Here is a 16,761-nt window from a genome sequence, read left to right on the forward strand (position 1 = left end):
TTTAAGCCGCTTGTTTAATGAGGCGCTCTTGGATTGCCTTTGCCAGCTCATCCGGAGCAAATTTGGCGAGGAAGCGGTCGGCGCCGACTTTTTCCACCATGGCCTGGTTGAACACCCCGCTTAAAGAGGAATGGAGCAAAACATATAAATCCTTCAGTTGCGGGTGCTCGCGGAGCTTGGTGGTTAAAGTGTAACCGTCCATTTGAGGCATCTCGATGTCGGACACGATCATGGTCAGAAACGCTTTTAAGTCTTTGCCTTCCTCGAGCCAATTTGTCAGGATGCGCCAAGCTTCTTCGCCGTCGCGGGCGAGGGTGCATTCTACCCCTATCTGGTCGAGCACCCGTTTGACCTGATTGCGGGCGACCGCCGAATCATCGACGACCAAGATATGATGCCCCTGGGCTTTGAGCGTGGCATCGATCACGCCTTCCGAGACCGTCTCGCTGGCGCCGGTGATGTCTTTGAGGATTTTTTCTACGTCGATGACCTCGATCAATTCGTTCTCAAATTCGGTGACCGCAGTCAGGTAGCTGTCCTTGCCGGTCCCTTTGGGGGGCGGTTTGATCTGTTGCCAACCTAAGTTAATGATCCGATCGACCCCACCGACCAGGAATCCCTGCACCGAACGGTTGTACTCGGTGACGATCACGTATCCCCGCCCGTCGCGGGGAGACGGGGCATAGCCGATGCTTTGGGCGAGGTCTACGATGGGCACCGTGCGCCCCCGCAGGTGGGCGATCCCGCACATCGCCGGGTGGGCTTGGGGAATCTGGGTCAGCGCCGGACAGGCGATCACCTCTCTGATTTTAAACACATTGATTCCAAAGCGCTGCTCGCCTTGGAGGCGGAACAGGAGCAGCTCAAGGCGGTTGTGGCCGGCGAGCTGAGTGCGTTGGTCGACGCTGGCGAGAAAAGAGGCCATGACAGACTCCAAAGTTGGTTTGCGTGTTTTCTTAATCGGCAGGATTCAGGCAAGCTTTAAGAATCTGACGGCATCGCTTTTGCAGAACTTATTCAAGATCAGCGGAGACACGCATGCGAAACTCAAGCGCTTGGTTGTTTTGGGGATGGGTCTTGGGCGCTGCCTGGCCCGCGGCGGCGCAAGATGTGCAGTCACTAGAGAGCATCCGGCAGGCGATTGTCGCCGAGCTCAAGTCAATTGTCCGACAGCATTTTCAAAATTTTGACGTCGAAGTTGCTCCCTTGGATCCTAGGCTGCGGTTGCCGCCCTGCGATCGGCCATTGACGGTAGTTCCCTTGCACGCGGCGGTGCCGATCGGGGCGACCTCGGTCGGCGTGGAATGCCGCGGCGGCCATCCTTGGACGATCTACGCCAAAGCAAACGTTCAGGTCTTTGAGCGGGTAGCGGTCCTTGCTCAGGCGCTGCCTAAAGGCACGGTGCTAACGCGAGATACGGTGGTATTAGAACTCGTGGATACTGGGAAATTGCAACAAGGGTATTTTGGCAACGCCGAGGCGGTGTTGGGACAGCGCTTGAAAAATTCCCTGCCCAAGGGAACGGTTTTGACGCCGCGGCACTTGGCGCCGGTGAAAGTGGTCAACAAAGGCGATGCGGTGATCATCCGGGTGAACACAGGGGCTTTGGAAGTACGCATGGGTGGGCACGCGCTCATGGACGGTGGGCTAGGGCAGCGGATTCGGGTGGTGAACGACCGCTCGCAGCGCGTGGTGGAGGGAATCGTGCAAGGTCCGGGCGAGGTTCAGGTGGCTTTTTGAGCTAAACTTATTCAAGCGATGGCCGATATAAATCCTAGAGCAATCGAGAGGATTCGAGTATGCCTATAGACCTGCGCCCGGTCACCGGCAAGGCGATCGAACCGGCTCCGGGTAAACCGCAAGCAACGCGCCCAAGCGTTTCGCCCCGACCGGAAAATCAAACGGAATCCGATGCGGTGGCGTTGACCGAAGCCGCCGCCCGCCTAAAACAGGCGCAAGCGGCGCTGGCGAGCGCGGCGGTGGTCGATACCGAGTTGGTGGCAAGGGTAGCCCAGCAGCTTGCTTCAGGAACCTACCGGATCGACGCCGAGCGCATCGCCGAGAAAATCATCGAAATGGAACGCCAGCTCAACCCATGACGTCCCTGTTGCAATGGCTCAAACGGCTAGAAGCCGAAACCCAAAACTTAGGCCGCGTTTTAGAAGGCGAGCAGGCTGCGCTTAAGGAGCGCAACATGGGCACGCTGCCGGAATGGGTCGCCGAGAAGAACGCCGCGGTCGATCGAATCAACGCGCTGCTCGAGCGCTTGCCGCAGCACTCGGGTCGGCCGCAACCAAGTTTTACTATGCAAGCCCTAATCGCCGAGCTGGAGGGGGGGCGGCAGGCTGAGGCTTACGCTCTTTGGCGCCGAATTCGGCGTAATACCGCGCGGTGCCGCCAACTGAACGAGGCCAACGGCGCCATCATCGCGGTGCTGCAGGAACACAATCGCCAATTGCTGGGATTGCTCTGCAATCAACCGCCGCAGCTCGGTTACGGCGCAGACGGCCGCTTGGTCCAAGCAGATGCGCTGCGCCTGCTGGGCGCAACTTAAAGCCAATTGATTACGAACTGGAACGATCGAGAACGCGGCGCGCGTTTTTCGGGTTGCGGAAAATCAGCGGCTGTTCGCCGGCGCTTTGCGCTTCCAAAGTCGCGCGTTCGATCAGGTCGTGGTGGGGGGATTTGGCGCACACTGGATCGGTGGCGGTCATGTCGCCGGTCAAAAGGTAGGCCTGGCAGCGGCAGCCGCCGAAGTCTTTTTCCTTCTCGTCGCACGAGCGGCACGGTTCCGGCATCCAGTCAAACCCGCGGAAGCGGTTGAACGCCGGCGACTCCTCCCAGATCCAACGCACGCTGTGGTCGCGGACGGTGGGGAATTCGATGGGTAAAATTTTTGCTGCGTGGCAAGGCAGGGCCGTGCCGTCCGGGGCGATGGTCAAGAAGATGTTGCCCCAGCCGCTCATGCAGGCTTTGGGGCGGGACTCGTAGTAGTCTTGCACGACGTAATAGATCTTCATCCGCCCTTTGAGCTTTTCCTGATACGCTTTGGCGATCGCTTCCGAACGGGCCAATTGTTCTTTGGTGGGCAAGAGCACTTTGCGGTTGACGAGATCCCAGGCCAGGTTCTGGACCATCGCCAGTTCCACGTAATCGGCTTCAAGCTCTATGGCCAGTTTTAGAAAATCTTCTACATAAGGTTCGGTGAGGCGGTGGCGGACGAAGCACAGCACCATGGGGAAGCCGTGGCGCTTGATTAATCTGGCCGCCTCGAGTTTTTGTTCGAAACATTCGGTCCCGGCTAGGTAATCGTTGAGCTCCTTGAACGGCGCCTGAAAGCTCAGCTGAATGTGGTCAAGACCAGCTTCTTTGAAAGCGCGAATGCGCTCTTGGTGCAAACCCACGCCGGAAGTGATGAGGTTGGTGTAGTAGCCGAGTTTTCGGCTTTCGGCGATGAGCTGTTCTAAGTCCTGGCGTAGCAAAGGCTCCCCGCCCGAAAAACCAAGCTGCACCGCGCCCATCTTCCGCGCTTGGCGCAGGACGTCCAGCCATTCGGCGGTGGTCAGTTCGCGTTTGTAGCGGGAGTAGTCTATCGGATTGGAGCAGTAGGGGCATTGCAGCGGGCAAGCGTAGGTGAGCTCCGCGAGCAGCCAGCGCGGCGGGCTAGGCTTCGGTTTGGATCCAGCCGTGGTCAAGGGCGACCTCCAGAAATTCGCGCACGTCGTCGATAAGACCTTGGGTTTGGTACTTGCGTTCCAGCTCGGCGGTAATGGTCTTTAAAGTATGGCGGCCATCGCACAGCTTTAGGATATCGGCGGAGGTGTGGTTGAGCTCGACCAACCCTTCAGGATAGAGGATGACGTATTTCTGCTGCGCCTCCTCCCACTGCAGGCGGTGGCGCGGGGAAAACCGCAATGGGGCGTTGGGATCCAGGCTCATGGGACGTTGAAATAAGGCGGTTTGCCTTCGATATAGGCCAAATACATGGCATCGAGCATGGTCCAGAGAACGTCCAGCTTGAACTGTAGGATCTCCAGCGCGCGTTCCTGAAGCGCCCGGCTTTGGCCGAAATAGTCCAAGGTAAAGGTGAGCCCGTGTTCCACATCGCGCCTGGCTTGGCTGACCCGTTTTTGGAAATAGGTAAGCCCTTCCGGTTTGATCCAAGGGTACAATTTGGGCCAGCCGGCAAGGCGCTGCTGGTGGATGGTGGGGGCAAACAATTCGGTCAAGGACGAGCAAATCGCTTCTTGCCAGGAAGCGGTACGAGCAAAGTGGTAATAGGCATCCACCGCAAACCGTACTCCGGGCAGCACGTGCCGGAGGGAGGTGATCTCTTCGCGTTCCAGGCCGCACGCCAAGCCTAGTTGGATCCAGGCTTCGATCCCGCCGGGGTCGGCGCCGTGGCCGTCGTGGTCTAGGATTCGGTGCAACCACTCGCGCCGCGTTTCCCGATCTGGGCAGTTGGCCAAGATCGCCGCGTCCTTGCGCGGGATCATGACTTGGTAGTAAAAGCGGTTGAGCACCCAGCCACGAATCTGATCCGGAGTAAGCTTTCCTTCCGCCATCAGGACGTGATAGGGATGATAGATATGATAATACTTTTCCTTGGCGCGCAGGCGCGCTTCGAATTCTTCGCGGGACCACGGTAAGTCTTGGTTGCTCATAGCACGATCTCCATGCCGTCGTAGGCGACTTCGATGCCGGCGGCAGCCAGCCTTTGGCGTTCGGGCGAATCTTCGTCCAGAATCGGGTTGGTGTTGTTGATGTGGATCAAAATCTTACGCGTGAGGGGTGGAATTTGACCGAGCACTTCGATCATGCCGCCCGGCCCGGACTGAGGCAGGTGGCCGATCTCGCGCGCGCGTTTGGGGCTGCCCACTTTGGCCATCTCATCCTCGCTCCAGAAGGTGCCGTCCACCAAGACGCAATCGGCCTCGTGCATGGCGGCCAGCACTTGGGGCTCGATTTCCCCAAGGCCTGGGGCGTAGTAGAGCTTCTTGCCGCTGGAGGGCTGTTCGACGAGAACGCCGATGTTGTCGCCCGGATGGGGGGCGTGGCGGTGCGGCGAGTACGGCGGGGCCTTGCTCTTTAAGGCGTGGCCGACAAAACGCAGATCCGCGATGCCCGGAATCGTAAACGCCCCCCCGTCCAGGGGAATCCGATGGGGCTCGACGCCGCAGTAGTGCTCAAGCAAGTTCAGGACCGGGAAACCGGTGGTCAAGTCCTGATAGACCGGCTCGCTGCAGTAGACCTGCAACGGCCGGGTGCTTTCGCGCAAGAATAGCAGCCCGGCGGTGTGGTCGATCTGGGCATCGATCAGGACGATGGCGCGGATGGGAGTGTCGCGCACTCCGTGCCTGGGCTGCAGCGGCGGGTTGGCCTCGAGCTGAAAGCGGATGTCGGGCGAGGCGTTGAACAGCACCCAGTCATTACCGTCGGTGCTGACCGCAATCGAGGACTGGGTGCGCGGGCGAGCAGAAATCTCACCGCGGCGCAGGCGTAAGCAGTTTTGGCAGTTGCAGTTCCATTGCGGAAAACCCCCGCCGGCGCCGGATCCTAAAACGCGAATCAGCATGGACGAAAGAAAGGGGTTTCGTGATGAAACCCCTTAAAGATTTAAGCTAATGAAATTAGCGGTTATAGATGTACATCGTGACTTCAAAACCAAAACGCAAATCTTTGTAGCTGGGTTTTTCCCATTTCATACTGCGTACCTCCTTAAAGACGTTGCTCTCGTTGGCCGAGATTTGAAGTATACGATCGCCTTCTGGCGAAGGCAACTTAAATTAGCGACGGCTGCAGGTGGGGCAGTCGGGATGGCGCGGCACGGCCAGGCGGTTCCATTCCATCGTCATCCCGTCCACTAAAAGCAGGTGGCCGGTCAGCGTCTGGCCGATGCCGAGCAGCACTTTGATCGCCTCGAGCGCTTGAATGCTGCCGACGATGCCGGTCAACGGGGCGACGATTCCCGCTTCGGTGCAGCGTTCGCTCAGTTCCCCTTGGTCCGCATATAGGCAGTTGTAGCAGGGGCTATCCTCCCGCCTTGGATCGAACACCGCGATTTGGCCCTCGAAGCGGATCGCGGCTCCCGACACCAAGGGGGTGCGGAGCCTTACGCAAGCGCGGTTGAGTTCAAAGCGCGTGGCGAAATTATCGCTGCAATCCAATACCAGATCGGCCTTAGCTACTTGCTTGGTCAAGCTTTCTCCGGTCAGGCGCTGGCATAAAGCTTCGACTTGGATCGTGGGATTGAGCGCGCGCAAGGTCTCCTGGGTCGAGACTGCCTTGGGTCGGCCGAGGTCGTCCGTGGTGTGGGCGATTTGGCGCTGCAGGTTGGAAAGCTCCACCCGGTCGGGGTCGGCGATAGTCAGCTGGCCGACCCCCGCAGCCGCCAGATACATCGCGGCGGGGCATCCCAGCCCACCGGCCCCTACGATCAACACTTTGGCTTGAATTAATTTCTCCTGGCCCCATATGTCGATCTGAGGCAAAAGGATGTGACGGCTGTAACGCAAGAGCAGTTCGTCGTTCATAGCAGAAAATGCTTGACACGGTGGAAAAGCCGATTATTATTAGCACTCTAGATTTGTGAGTGCTAATAACCCCACAGGTAAACCTCAAAAAAGGAGAAGACCCATGAAACTACGTCCTCTGCACGATCGCGTTATCGTCAAGCGGCTGGAAGAAGAGAAAACCTCGCCCGGCGGTATTGTAATCCCCGACACCGCCAAAGAAAAACCGATCAAGGGCGAGGTGCTGGCCGTAGGGAACGGCAAAGTGCTCGAAAACGGCGATATTCGTCCTTTGGACGTCAAGGTGGGCGATAAGGTGCTGTTCGGCAAGTACGCCGGCACCGAGGTCACCGTCGACGACCAGGAGCTCCTGGTGATGCGCGAGGACGACATCATGGCCGTTATCGAAGGCTGATTAATCTGGCAATTTGAGGAATAAAAAATGGCAGCAAAAGAGATCAAATTCAGCGACGATGCCCGCCAGAGAATGGCGCGCGGGGTCAATATCCTGGCCAAGGCGGTCAAGGTGACTTTGGGGCCCAAGGGCCGCAACGTGGTGCTCGAAAAATCGTTTGGGGCGCCCACGGTAACCAAGGACGGGGTCTCGGTGGCCAAAGAGATCGAATTGAAGGACAAATTCGAAAACATGGGCGCGCAGATGGTGAAGGAGGTCGCCTCCAAAACCTCCGACGCTGCCGGTGACGGCACCACCACCGCCACCGTGCTCGCCCAGGCGATTCTCAATGAAGGCTTAAAGAGCGTTGCCGCCGGGATGAACCCGATGGATTTGAAACGCGGGATCGACAAGGCGGTGGCGGCGGCGGTCGAGGAGCTCAAAAAGCTTTCGGTGCCGTGCACCGACAGCAAATCCATCGCCCAGGTAGGCACCATCTCCGCCAATAACGACGAAGCGATCGGTAAGTTGATCGCCGAAGCGATGGAAAAGGTGGGCAAGGAAGGCGTGATCACGGTCGAGGAAGGCTCAGGGCTAGAGAACGAGCTGGAGGTCGTGGAAGGGATGCAGTTCGACCGTGGGTATCTGTCGCCTTACTTCATCAACAATCAGGAGAACATGAGCGCGGAACTGGAAAACCCGCTCATCCTGATCCACGACAAGAAGATCTCCAGCATCCGCGACTTGCTGCCGGTGCTCGAGCAGGTGGCAAAAGCCGGGCGCCCGCTCCTGGTCATCGCCGAGGACGTCGAGGGCGAGGCCCTGGCGACCTTGGTGGTCAACAACATCCGCGGCATCCTCAAGTCCTGCGCGGTGAAAGCGCCCGGTTTCGGCGACCGGCGTAAAGCCATGCTCGAGGATATCGCCATCCTCACCGGCGGCATGGTGATTTCCGAAGAGCTGGGCATGAATCTGGAGAAAGCCACTTTGGACCAGATGGGCACCGCCAAGCGGGTCGTGGTGACCAAAGAGGACACCACCATCATCGACGGCGCCGGAAGCAAGGACAAGATCGAGGGCCGGATCAAGCAGATCCGGGCGCAGATCGAGGAGACCACGTCCGACTACGACCGCGAGAAGCTGCAGGAGCGGCTGGCTAAGCTGGCCGGCGGGGTGGCGGTGATCAAGGTCGGCGCGGCTACGGAAGTGGAGATGAAGGAAAAGAAAGCGCGCGTCGAGGACGCCTTGCACGCGACCCGGGCGGCGGTCGAGGAAGGCATCGTGCCCGGCGGCGGGGTGGCCTTGGTGCGGGTGCAGCAGAAGATCAAGGGACTCAAAGGTGCCAACCACGATCAGGACGTGGGGATCCAGATCGCCCTCAAGGCGCTGGAGTTTCCGCTGCGCCAGATCGCCGAGAACGCCGGCGAGGAAGGTTCGGTGGTCTACAACAAGGTGGCGGAAGGGCAAGGCAATTTCGGCTATAACGCCGCCACGGGCGAGTACGGCGACATGATCGAGATGGGTATCCTCGATCCGACCAAAGTGACGCGTACCGCCCTGCAGAACGCCGCTTCCGTGGCCGGTCTGATGCTTACCACCGAAGCCATGGTCGCCGAGGAGCCCAAGAAGGAGGAATCGGCGACGCCCGGCGTAGGCGGCATGGGCGAGATGTAACCCAAACGCAATCAGCCTTAAAATGCAAAGCCCCGTCCTTTAAGGATGGGGCTTTGTGCTATTTGAGGGGGAAAATGCGAAAGCGCTTGCATATTTGGGTAGCAGGTCGGGTGCAGGGGGTGTTTTACCGGGCTCACACGGTGGAGATCGCCTTAAGCTTTAAGCTCACCGGCTGGGTCAGGAATCTCCCCGACGGGCGGGTGGAGATCGTCGCCGAAGGCGAGGAGCAAAGCTTGCAAAAACTCCTCGCTTGGTGCCGAAAAGGCCCGCCCTTAGCGCAGGTGGCCGGGGTGGAAAGCCGCGAAGAGCCGGCGACGGGGGAATTTGAGCAGTTTGCCCTGCGGGCGTGAGACGGTTTTAAGATGCTGAGCTATCGTCACGCTTTCCATGCCGGCAACCACGCCGATGTGCTCAAGCATTGGTTGGTGGTCGAAATCTTAAGCTATCTCAACGCCAAAGAAACCCCTTGGGCGTATATCGACACCCACGCCGGCGGCGGGGTCACCGATCTAAACTCGGAATACGCGCGCAAGCTTTGTGAATTTCAAACCGGCATCGGCAGGTTGTGGCGCGAGAGGGCTTTAGCGCCTGCCGGGCTGGCTACCTATCTTAAGCTGGTTGAGGATTTCAACCCAGGCGGTGCGCTCAGCCGCTATCCTGGCTCTGGGGCGTTGGCCCAGCGTCTGGCCCGTCCTGGCGACCGGCTCCATCTGTTCGAACTCCATCCCGCCGACTACTTAAACCTTACCCGGATTTTTGCCCATAAACGGCGCGTGCATTGTTATCGGGAGGATGGTTTCACAGGACTGCTTGGCGTGCTGCCGCCTCCGTCACGCCGAGGTGTCATTCTGATCGACCCGAGCTATGAGGTCGAGCGCGACTGGACGCGCGTTTCCCAGGCGGTGCGCGCGGCGCGCGCGCGTTTTCCACAGGGAATTTATTTGATCTGGTATCCACGCCTGGCCAAAGCCTGGATCGAGCGAATGGTGAGAGCCTTGGTCAAACTGGCGGCGGACGATTACTTCAAAGCCGAGCTAATCGTCCGCCGGCCGCCGCGTGGGGGGGCAGGGATGTTCGGCAGCGGCGTGCTCGTGCTGAATCCCCCGTGGACTTTGCCCGCTTGCGGTAAGGAAGTTCTGCCGTGGCTCGCAGCGCGGTTAGCGCAGGATAAAGAGGCGCGCTACGAGTTAGAGTATCACGTGCGTTGACCTTAGAGGCTTCCTTGGTAAACCACGGCGTCTTGGTGGCGCGCTGCGATCTGGCCGATCCGGAAGGCCGTTTCCCCTGCCGCGCTCAAAGTCGTAAGCGCCGCATCGGCCTGCTCGGGCGGAACGCAGGCGATCATCCCGATGCCGCAGTTGAAGGTGCACAGCATTTCTTGCGGCTCGATCTTCCCCTGCTCCTTAATCCAGGCGAAAATCGGCGGCCGCGGCCAAGCATCGAGATCGATGATGGCGGCCAAGTCTTTGGGCAGTACCCGGGGCAAGTTTTCGCTGATCCCGCCGCCGGTGATGTGCGCTAGGGCGTGAACCGCGTGCTCGCGGATCAGGGCAAGCAATGGTTTGACGTAAATGCGGGTCGGTTCCAGCAGCCAGTCGGCCAAGGATTTGCCGGCTAAAGGGTAACTCAAGTCGATCTGCCGCAATTCTAAGATTTTACGGATCAAGGAGTAGCCGTTGGCGTGGGGGCCGGACGAGGCCAGCCCGATCAACACATCGCCGGCCTGCACCCGGCGGCCGTCGATCAGCGCGTCCTTTTCCACGATACCGACGCAAAAGCCCGCCAGATCGTATTCCCCGCCGTGATAGAAGCCCGGCATCTCCGCCGTTTCCCCGCCGATCAAGGCGCAGCCGGCCAGTTCGCAGCCTTTGGCGATGCCGCCGATGACCTGTGCGGCCAGTTCCACGTCGAGCTTGCCGGTCGCAAAATAGTCTAAAAAAAACAGAGGTTCGGCGCCTTGAACCACGACGTCGTTGACGCACATCGCCACCAGGTCGATGCCCACGCCTTGGTGGCGGTTGAGCGCCAGTGCCAGTTTAAGTTTGGTGCCTACCCCGTCGGTGCTCGCGACCAGGACCGGGCGCCGGTAGCGCTGCCAGGGAAGTTCGAACAAGGCGCCAAAGCCGCCCAGTCCGGCCAATACTTCCGGGCGAAAAGTCGGTTTGACCAGGGGTTTGAGCCTTTCTACCAGCGCATTGCCCGCGGCGATGTCTACGCCGGCGCTTTTGTAATCTAGGGGAGATGGATCCAAGCAAAAACCTCACATTTAAGCTGGCACACTCAAGCTGCTATTGTACGAAATTTAGAAGTAAAGTATGGATTGGCAATGCAGGCTTGGCTTTCCCCAAAACAGCTTCCCAATCTGATCACCGGCTTAAGAATTTTGCTCGTCTGGCCTATTGTCTCCATGATCCTGGAGCGCCGTTTCGATTGGGCGTTGGGCTTGTTTTTCTTGGCAGGGGCTTCGGACGCTTTGGATGGCTTTCTGGCCAAGCATTTCGGTTGGATCAGCCGCTTGGGTTCGCTTCTGGATCCCCTGGCCGACAAGCTGCTCATGATCGGCGGCTACCTAGCCAGCGCCTGGGTGGGGCTGTTGCCTGGCTGGCTGGCGGGCCTGGTGGTGGGAAGGGATTTGCTCCTCGTGCTCGGCGGAAGCGCCTACTATTGGCTTCTCCATCCGTTCGAAGGCCAGCCTACCTGGACGAGCAAGTTCAACACCTTGTGCCAGATCGTTTTGCTGCTTGCGGTGTTCTGGCATCACGGTTTTAAGGCGCTTCCTGAGCTGTGGCTGAGCGGATTGATTTACTTGGTCGCTGCGACGACAATAATCAGCGGGGTTCAATACGTTCTGCTGTGGGGCCGTTATCTTTTTTCTGAAATCGGCCGCCGGCCAAAGAGATCGTAAATTTCTCGGACTCACCCAAACAGAGGACGGAAGGGCACAAGTTTGGCGCGCGTCTAGATGAAGGAACGTTAAGACGCGGCGAATTGATAGTTAGGAGGCAACGATCATGCAAAATACCAATTCTTCCAAAGGAGTGATCTTGGCTACGGCGGTGGCGGCGCTGTTTAGCGCCAGCTGCACCGGCAAAGAGCCGCAAGCGCGGGGGGAGGCGCCGTCCCCGGAGGAGCAGCCGGTCGAGGTTTTGGAATGGTCGATTGAGCCGGTGGAGGAAGCGGAGGGACAAAACAAAGGGGCCCAGGCGACTCCAGGCGTCGATCAGCCTACCGAAGCGAAGGTGGCCTGCTTTGGCATCAACGCGTGCAAGGGTCAGTCCGATTGCGCCACTCCCAAAAACGCCTGCAAGGGGATGAACAGCTGCAAAGGCCAGGGATTTAAATACGTGAGCTTGAAGGAGTGCGAGGCCCAAGGAGGCCAGGTCGGCAAACCGAGCATGTAATGACCAGGCCGTTCTTGGGTTTTGGATTGGGGCTGCGCAAGGAGCATTATGAGACTATCCTCGTCGACAAACCTGCGGTAGACTGGTTCGAAATTCTGACCGAAAACTACCTGGTCGCAGGCGGTCAAGCTTTATCCTATCTAGACCGGATTCGAGCTTCCTATCCCCTTGCCATGCATGGCGTGTCGCTGTCGATAGGCAGCGTCGATCCGCTCGATTGGTCGTATTTGCGCCAACTCAAAGCCCTGATCGGGCGGGTCGAGCCGGCTTGGGTTTCGGATCATTTGTGCTGGACCGGCGTCGACGGACACAACCTGCACGACCTATTGCCGTTGCCGCATACCGAGCAAGCCCTGCGCCATGTGGTCGGGCGGCTCGGCCAGGTGCAGGAATTCTTAGGCCGGCGCGTGGCGCTCGAGAACGTCTCAAGCTATTTCCGCTTTCCGAACGACGAGCTTAGCGAGTGGGAGTTTCTGCGCGAAGTGGCAGAGCGCGCCGACTGCCTGATCTTGCTCGACCTCAACAACATTTACGTCAACGCCAGAAACCACGGCTTTGATCCTTACACCTACCTCGCCGCTATCCCGCCCGAACGCGTGATCCAGTTCCACTTGGCCGGCCATACCGATCTGGGCGAGCTTGTCATCGACACCCACGATCGTCCCGTGCGCGCCGAGGTGTGGGAGCTGTTTGGCGCCGCGGCGCGAAGGTTCGGCCTGGTTTCAACGCTGATCGAGCGCGACGCCGAAATCCCGCCGCTCGAGGAGTTGCTAATCGAGCTGGAACAAGCGCGCCGGATCGCCCAACCTTACTGGAGTCGGGCGGCGTGAATCTGGCGCAGTGGCAACGCCGCCTGCAAGCGGCGATCGTCGAGGAGAACGGGGCGGTTTCAGAGTTTAAGGAAGGCCTGGCCGTGTACCGCAACGCCTACCGCCTGCGCCTGATCGAGGCTTTGGCCGCCGACTATCCAAAGCTTAGCCGCTGGCTTGGAGAAGAGCGCTTTGCCCGGCTGGCGCTGGACTATGTGGCCGCTTACCCTTCGCGCGAGCGCTCGCTGCGCTGGGTGGGGAGGCGCTTGCCGGAGTTTTTGCAAGGCGCTTCCCCTTGGCAAGCCCGGCCCGAGCTGGCCGAGATGGCGCTGTTCGAGTGGGCTTTGGGACTGGCCTTCGATTGCGCCGACGCCGAGCCGTTGGCGCCTTTACATCTTGCCCAGATCCCGATCGAGCGCTGGCCGGCGCTGCGGCTCAAGCTCCACCCCAGCGTCCAAGTGGTCGCCTTGGCTTATCCCGTCCCGCAGGTCTGGAAAGCGCTTGCGGCCGCTGAGCCACCCCCGGCCTGCCTGAAGCGGCCAAGCCCGATCCCCTGGCTGGTCTGGCGTCAGGGATTTAAGGTGTTTTTCCGCTCGCTGGCAGGGCCTGAGCACCACGCGTTACAAAAAGTCTTGGCGGGCGGTGCGTTCGCCGAGGTCTGCGAGGAGTTGGCCGGCTGGGACTTGAAGCCAGACGTTGCCCGCTATGCCGTTTCCTTGCTTTGGCGCTGGCTGGAAGAAGGGCTGGTCGTAGCCGCAGAGTAGAAAAGGCCTATGAGGCCGTCTGTCCCAATTTTTGGGGAGTGAACAGGTCATCGCCGACCACAGGATCCTGGAAGCGGTAATTGGTCCAGATTAACTTTGTGGCTTTGCCGCTGCGGTGGTTGACCATCTCCATCTCCCCAGGTCGCCAGTATTTGTCCAGGTACTTCTTGTACTTGCGGTAGAAAAGGGTTTTTAAGTGCTCGCCGCGGCGGTTGTAATATTCGACTTTCCAGGGAATGTAGAGCTCCTTGTCGATCCAGGCCACCTGGCGGCTGTAAAGCGAGTGCTCGTCTTTGGGATAACGTTCGATGACGAAACTGGGGCGGGTCTGATAGCTTTCCTCGCCCAGGTACTTGTAGGTGTATTTCTCTATTTCAGGCGCTCCCATGTCCTCGTAAGAGAACTCGCTGCCCATAAAAGCCCCGCCTTTGTTGGCCGCCGCGATGCGTTTCACCCGCTTGAGCGCGGGGAGATACAGCCACTGGTCGTCGTCGCCTTGCTTGTGGGACAGGCTCAAGAATTGGGTGTCCTTGACGTCCAAAGGCTGGTCGAACACGAGCAAGCTCTGATCGCCGTCTTCTGTCCCTTCGCGGCCAAAGAATCGGATCTGGCGCGTGCTGATCTCGCCCTGGCGGTCGGTCAGGATCATGGTCAGGTCGGCGCGGACTGTATTCCAGCCCAAATCGCGCCGGTCCATTTCTTGGGCGATTTCCAAGCCTTTCTCCTCTGGACCCGCCGCCAAGGCGGCCCATGCAAGTATTAAGCTCAAACCGAGCCAAAGGTACCGCTTTTTCAATGTTTCTACCTCGCTTTGAGAGTTTCTAAGTTCAAGCCTGGGTCTTTTACCCCCACCAACAGCAAAGGCGGCAGGAAGAACAAATCCGCCACGAGCGCAAAGCCGATGGTGATCGCGGTCAAAAGCCCCATCTGGGCGTTGATCGTAAAATCCGACCCGGTCAGCACCAAAAAGCCCGCCGCCAGCACCAAGGAAAACACCAAAGTAGCGGCGCCGACCTGAGCAAACGCGTAGCGGACCGCTGCGGTTCGGTCGCCGTCTTTCGCGGTGCGCGCGTGTTGCCACTTGCTCAAAAAGTGGACGGTGTCGTCGACTACGATCCCCAAGGTCATGCTCGCCACCACCGACAGCCCCATGTTGATCTGGCCGTTTAAGCCGCCCCACAGTCCATACGCCAACAAAGCCGGCACGGTATTGGAGACCAGGCTCAACAGCCCAAGTCCCACCGAGCGCAGCGCCGCCACCAACACCAGCGCGATCACTGCAAACTCGACCGCGGTGCCCAGGATCATGCCTGAGATGTTGCTTTGGCCGATATGGGCGAAGATCAGATTGGGGCCGGTCGCTTGCGCCTGCATGTAGGCCGGCGCGTTCTGTGCCATCCAGGCGCGGGCGCGGCGTTCGAGGTCGAGCATCTCCCGGCTGGAGAGGTTTTTTAGGGTGGCGGTAAAGCGGCTGGCCGACTTGTCCACGTTGATTCGGTCGGTGAGCTCCAACCCTTCCGGCAAAGACATCTCATAGAGCAAAAGATATTGGGCGGCAAGCTCGCGGCTTTCCGGAATCTGGTACCAGGCGGGATCGTCTCCGTGGAGGTTGCGGTTTAGGCGTTTGATGATGTCGGCTAGGGAAAAAACGTGAATGACCTCAGGTTGCTTGCGATACCAGGCGGCAAACTCGTCCAAGACGCGGAGGTATTCGGGCTCGGTCACTCCGCCTGGGCCGGAGGCGGGTAGGGAATAGTCCATGACGTACATGCCGGTCAAATGGGCGGTGGCGTACTCGGCGTGTTGGCGGAAAGGCGTGGCCGGAGAAAAATATTGGATCAGGTCGTCGTTGAGCTCGTTGTTGGGCAAGAGCGCTCCTAGCCCTACGACGGCACCGAGCATGAGGGTAAGACACCCGCGGCGGCGGGCGATGACCCATTCCCCCAAGCGCACCATCCCGTTTTGCCCCACAGGCGGTTTGCTCGGCCGGCTCGGCAACGCCAATAACAAGCAAGGGGCCAACACCAGGGTGTAGCCAAACGCAAATCCCACGCCTAAAGCGCTGAGGTTGCCAAGATCCCGAAACGGCGGCGAGTTGCTGAAATTCAGGCTCAAAAACCCGAGCGCCGTGGTGAAGTTGGTCAAAAACATCGGCCTTAAGTTAAGGCGGAATGCGTGCTCGAGCGCTCGCAGCCGCACCTGGCTCCAAGGCTTAGGTTGGAGCCAGCCGGCTTGCATGGCGAGGAGAAAACTGATCAGCACGTGAACCGAGTCGGCCACGGCGACCGTAAGGATGATATTGGGCGCCGCCGCCGCCGGTGGGGATATGGGGACACCGAGCCAGCCGGCCAGGCCCATGGTCGAGGCGATGGCGCATAGGATCGCAAGGCCGGCGACCCAGGTCGCCTGGGCGGAGCGCAAGAGTAGATACAGCACCACCAATACGAGGCCGGCCATGGCCGGCACCAAGGTTTTGAGGTCGTGTAGGGAGGCCTCGGGAAAAGCGTAGCTCATCAGCACCCCGCCGGTCAGGCGCACTTCCAGATTGGGATCGCGCTTGCTCAGCTCGGCGGCCAAACGTTTGGCGTGAGCGACGACCTGCGGCACCTCGCGCTCCTCGTCCACCCCAGGTAGGCGCACGCTCACGCTCACCCCGGTCACATCGGCCTGGGGTGAAATCAGGCGGTTTTTGAGCAAGGGCTCGTCCAGGGCGATCTGTTTGAGCCGTTTGAGATCGGCGGGACGCAAGCGTTCGGGATCGTGGTAAAAATCTTGGACGACCAATTCGTCCCCGCGCGCATAGGTGTATTGGAAATTCTGCAAAGAATCGACGCGCTGGACGTAAGGGAGGCGCCAGGCTTGCTTGGTCAGCCAAGCGATGGAGGCCAGTGTGGTGGGCGTAAAGACTTGGCCGTCTTTGGGGGTGAGAATGAACAGGACGGTATCGTCTTTGGTATAGGTGCGATGGAGGGCGTCTAGGACCTTAAGACGCGGGTCGTCGTGGCTGAAGAACACCCGGTAGTCGGTGGTGAAATGCAAAAAGCGCGCGCCGCTCGCCAAAGCCACCACCAGCATGCAGACGGCGGTTAGTACCCACCCTCGCCGGCGCTCCAGGAACGTTAGATAGCGAGCAAGGCTCACGCGATCCCCGAAAGGTTCACCCTTCACCTCAAGCAGGTGATGAAGTCGCAAAACTTCCTTAACCTC

At 59.4% G+C, this 16,761-nt stretch carries 21 protein-coding genes; 11 read left to right on the forward strand and 10 right to left on the reverse strand.

Annotation, left to right across the window (positions count from 1 at the left end):
* Window position 1: 1 nt before the first annotated feature.
* The gene (locus ACYQ3M_RS02615; protein WP_460034493.1) at window positions 2–925 is read right to left on the reverse strand and encodes a chemotaxis protein CheV; all 924 of its coding nucleotides are present in this window, start codon (window positions 923–925) and stop codon (window positions 2–4) included.
* A gap of 113 nt (window positions 926–1,038) precedes the next feature.
* Here ACYQ3M_RS02615 and flgA point away from each other — a divergent pair, with 113 nt between their 5' ends.
* Genes flgA through ACYQ3M_RS02630 form a run of 3 tightly spaced genes read left to right on the forward strand, consistent with a single transcriptional unit; the run spans window position 1,039 to window position 2,554 of the window.
* Complete coding sequence (gene flgA / locus ACYQ3M_RS02620) at window positions 1,039–1,740, forward strand: flagellar basal body P-ring formation chaperone FlgA (protein ID WP_460034494.1); 702 nt, start codon at window positions 1,039–1,041, stop codon at window positions 1,738–1,740.
* Window positions 1,741–1,799: 59 nt separating this feature from the next.
* The gene (gene flgM, locus ACYQ3M_RS02625; RefSeq protein WP_460034495.1) at window positions 1,800–2,099 is read left to right on the forward strand and encodes a flagellar biosynthesis anti-sigma factor FlgM; all 300 of its coding nucleotides are present in this window, start codon (window positions 1,800–1,802) and stop codon (window positions 2,097–2,099) included.
* Window positions 2,096–2,554, forward strand: coding sequence for a flagella synthesis protein FlgN (locus ACYQ3M_RS02630; RefSeq protein WP_460034496.1), 459 nt, complete (start codon window positions 2,096–2,098; stop codon window positions 2,552–2,554). Before flgM ends, ACYQ3M_RS02630 begins: the two co-directional genes overlap by 4 nt.
* A 10-nt stretch (window positions 2,555–2,564) precedes the next feature.
* Here ACYQ3M_RS02630 and pqqE read toward each other — a convergent pair whose 3' ends face one another.
* The 6 genes from pqqE to ACYQ3M_RS02660 form a co-directional block, all read right to left on the reverse strand.
* Window positions 2,565–3,695, reverse strand: a complete 1,131-nt coding sequence (gene pqqE, locus ACYQ3M_RS02635; RefSeq protein WP_460034497.1) for a pyrroloquinoline quinone biosynthesis protein PqqE — start codon at window positions 3,693–3,695, stop codon at window positions 2,565–2,567.
* Entirely contained in the window at window positions 3,664–3,939 is a 276-nt protein-coding gene (gene pqqD, locus ACYQ3M_RS02640; protein WP_460034498.1) for a pyrroloquinoline quinone biosynthesis peptide chaperone PqqD, read from the reverse strand. The genes pqqE and pqqD overlap by 32 nt, the downstream gene beginning before the upstream one ends.
* On the reverse strand, window positions 3,936–4,664 hold the full coding sequence (pqqC, locus tag ACYQ3M_RS02645) for a pyrroloquinoline-quinone synthase PqqC (RefSeq protein ID WP_460034499.1): 729 nt from the start codon (window positions 4,662–4,664) through the stop codon (window positions 3,936–3,938). The genes pqqD and pqqC overlap by 4 nt, the downstream gene beginning before the upstream one ends.
* Entirely contained in the window at window positions 4,661–5,575 is a 915-nt protein-coding gene (gene pqqB / locus ACYQ3M_RS02650) for a pyrroloquinoline quinone biosynthesis protein PqqB (protein WP_460034500.1), read from the reverse strand. The genes pqqC and pqqB overlap by 4 nt, the downstream gene beginning before the upstream one ends.
* Before the next feature lie 55 nt (window positions 5,576–5,630).
* Window positions 5,631–5,705 (reverse strand): pyrroloquinoline quinone precursor peptide PqqA, encoded by a 75-nt coding sequence (pqqA, locus tag ACYQ3M_RS02655; protein ID WP_460034638.1) that lies wholly within the window; start codon window positions 5,703–5,705, stop codon window positions 5,631–5,633.
* Between the two features lie 81 nt (window positions 5,706–5,786).
* Entirely contained in the window at window positions 5,787–6,533 is a 747-nt protein-coding gene (locus ACYQ3M_RS02660; RefSeq protein WP_460034501.1) for a HesA/MoeB/ThiF family protein, read from the reverse strand.
* A gap of 103 nt (window positions 6,534–6,636) precedes the next feature.
* Here ACYQ3M_RS02660 and groES point away from each other — a divergent pair, with 103 nt between their 5' ends.
* From groES to ACYQ3M_RS02680, 4 genes are all read left to right on the forward strand, one after another.
* Complete coding sequence (gene groES, locus ACYQ3M_RS02665; protein ID WP_460034502.1) at window positions 6,637–6,927, forward strand: co-chaperone GroES; 291 nt, start codon at window positions 6,637–6,639, stop codon at window positions 6,925–6,927.
* A 27-nt stretch (window positions 6,928–6,954) separates the two neighbouring features.
* Window positions 6,955–8,580, forward strand: coding sequence for a chaperonin GroEL (gene groL / locus ACYQ3M_RS02670; protein ID WP_460034503.1), 1,626 nt, complete (start codon window positions 6,955–6,957; stop codon window positions 8,578–8,580).
* A 74-nt stretch (window positions 8,581–8,654) separates the two neighbouring features.
* The gene (locus ACYQ3M_RS02675) at window positions 8,655–8,930 is read left to right on the forward strand and encodes an acylphosphatase (protein ID WP_460034504.1); all 276 of its coding nucleotides are present in this window, start codon (window positions 8,655–8,657) and stop codon (window positions 8,928–8,930) included.
* A gap of 12 nt (window positions 8,931–8,942) precedes the next feature.
* Window positions 8,943–9,788: a 23S rRNA (adenine(2030)-N(6))-methyltransferase RlmJ gene (locus ACYQ3M_RS02680; RefSeq protein ID WP_460034505.1), complete on the forward strand. Its 846-nt coding sequence runs from the start codon at window positions 8,943–8,945 to the stop codon at window positions 9,786–9,788.
* A gap of 2 nt (window positions 9,789–9,790) precedes the next feature.
* Here ACYQ3M_RS02680 and purM read toward each other — a convergent pair whose 3' ends face one another.
* The gene (gene purM / locus ACYQ3M_RS02685; RefSeq protein WP_460034506.1) at window positions 9,791–10,831 is read right to left on the reverse strand and encodes a phosphoribosylformylglycinamidine cyclo-ligase; all 1,041 of its coding nucleotides are present in this window, start codon (window positions 10,829–10,831) and stop codon (window positions 9,791–9,793) included.
* Between the two features lie 75 nt (window positions 10,832–10,906).
* Here purM and ACYQ3M_RS02690 point away from each other — a divergent pair, with 75 nt between their 5' ends.
* The 4 genes from ACYQ3M_RS02690 (at window position 10,907) to ACYQ3M_RS02705 (ending at window position 13,554) form a co-directional block, all read left to right on the forward strand.
* Complete coding sequence (locus tag ACYQ3M_RS02690) at window positions 10,907–11,485, forward strand: CDP-alcohol phosphatidyltransferase family protein (protein ID WP_460034507.1); 579 nt, start codon at window positions 10,907–10,909, stop codon at window positions 11,483–11,485.
* A gap of 106 nt (window positions 11,486–11,591) precedes the next feature.
* Entirely contained in the window at window positions 11,592–11,981 is a 390-nt protein-coding gene (bufA2, locus tag ACYQ3M_RS02695; RefSeq protein WP_460034508.1) for a BufA2 family periplasmic bufferin-type metallophore, read from the forward strand.
* A complete protein-coding gene (bufB, locus tag ACYQ3M_RS02700) occupies window positions 11,981–12,811 on the forward strand; it encodes an MNIO family bufferin maturase (protein WP_460034509.1) in 831 nt (276 codons plus the stop codon). Before bufA2 ends, bufB begins: the two co-directional genes overlap by 1 nt.
* A complete protein-coding gene (locus ACYQ3M_RS02705; RefSeq protein WP_460034510.1) occupies window positions 12,808–13,554 on the forward strand; it encodes an HvfC/BufC N-terminal domain-containing protein in 747 nt (248 codons plus the stop codon). The genes bufB and ACYQ3M_RS02705 overlap by 4 nt, the downstream gene beginning before the upstream one ends.
* 7 nt (window positions 13,555–13,561) lie before the next feature.
* On the opposite strand, the gene ACYQ3M_RS02710 is transcribed toward ACYQ3M_RS02705, so the two are convergent.
* Together ACYQ3M_RS02710 and ACYQ3M_RS02715 are read right to left on the reverse strand one after the other, a co-directional pair.
* The gene (locus ACYQ3M_RS02710) at window positions 13,562–14,269 is read right to left on the reverse strand and encodes an outer membrane lipoprotein-sorting protein (protein WP_460034511.1); all 708 of its coding nucleotides are present in this window, start codon (window positions 14,267–14,269) and stop codon (window positions 13,562–13,564) included.
* 86 nt (window positions 14,270–14,355) lie between these two features.
* Window positions 14,356–16,695 carry an efflux RND transporter permease subunit gene (locus ACYQ3M_RS02715; RefSeq protein ID WP_460034512.1) on the reverse strand — a complete coding sequence of 780 codons (2,340 nt, stop codon included), beginning with the start codon at window positions 16,693–16,695 and terminating at the stop codon, window positions 14,356–14,358.
* Window positions 16,696–16,761 lie beyond the last annotated feature (66 nt).

Source organism: Methylothermus subterraneus (assembly GCF_054656915.1).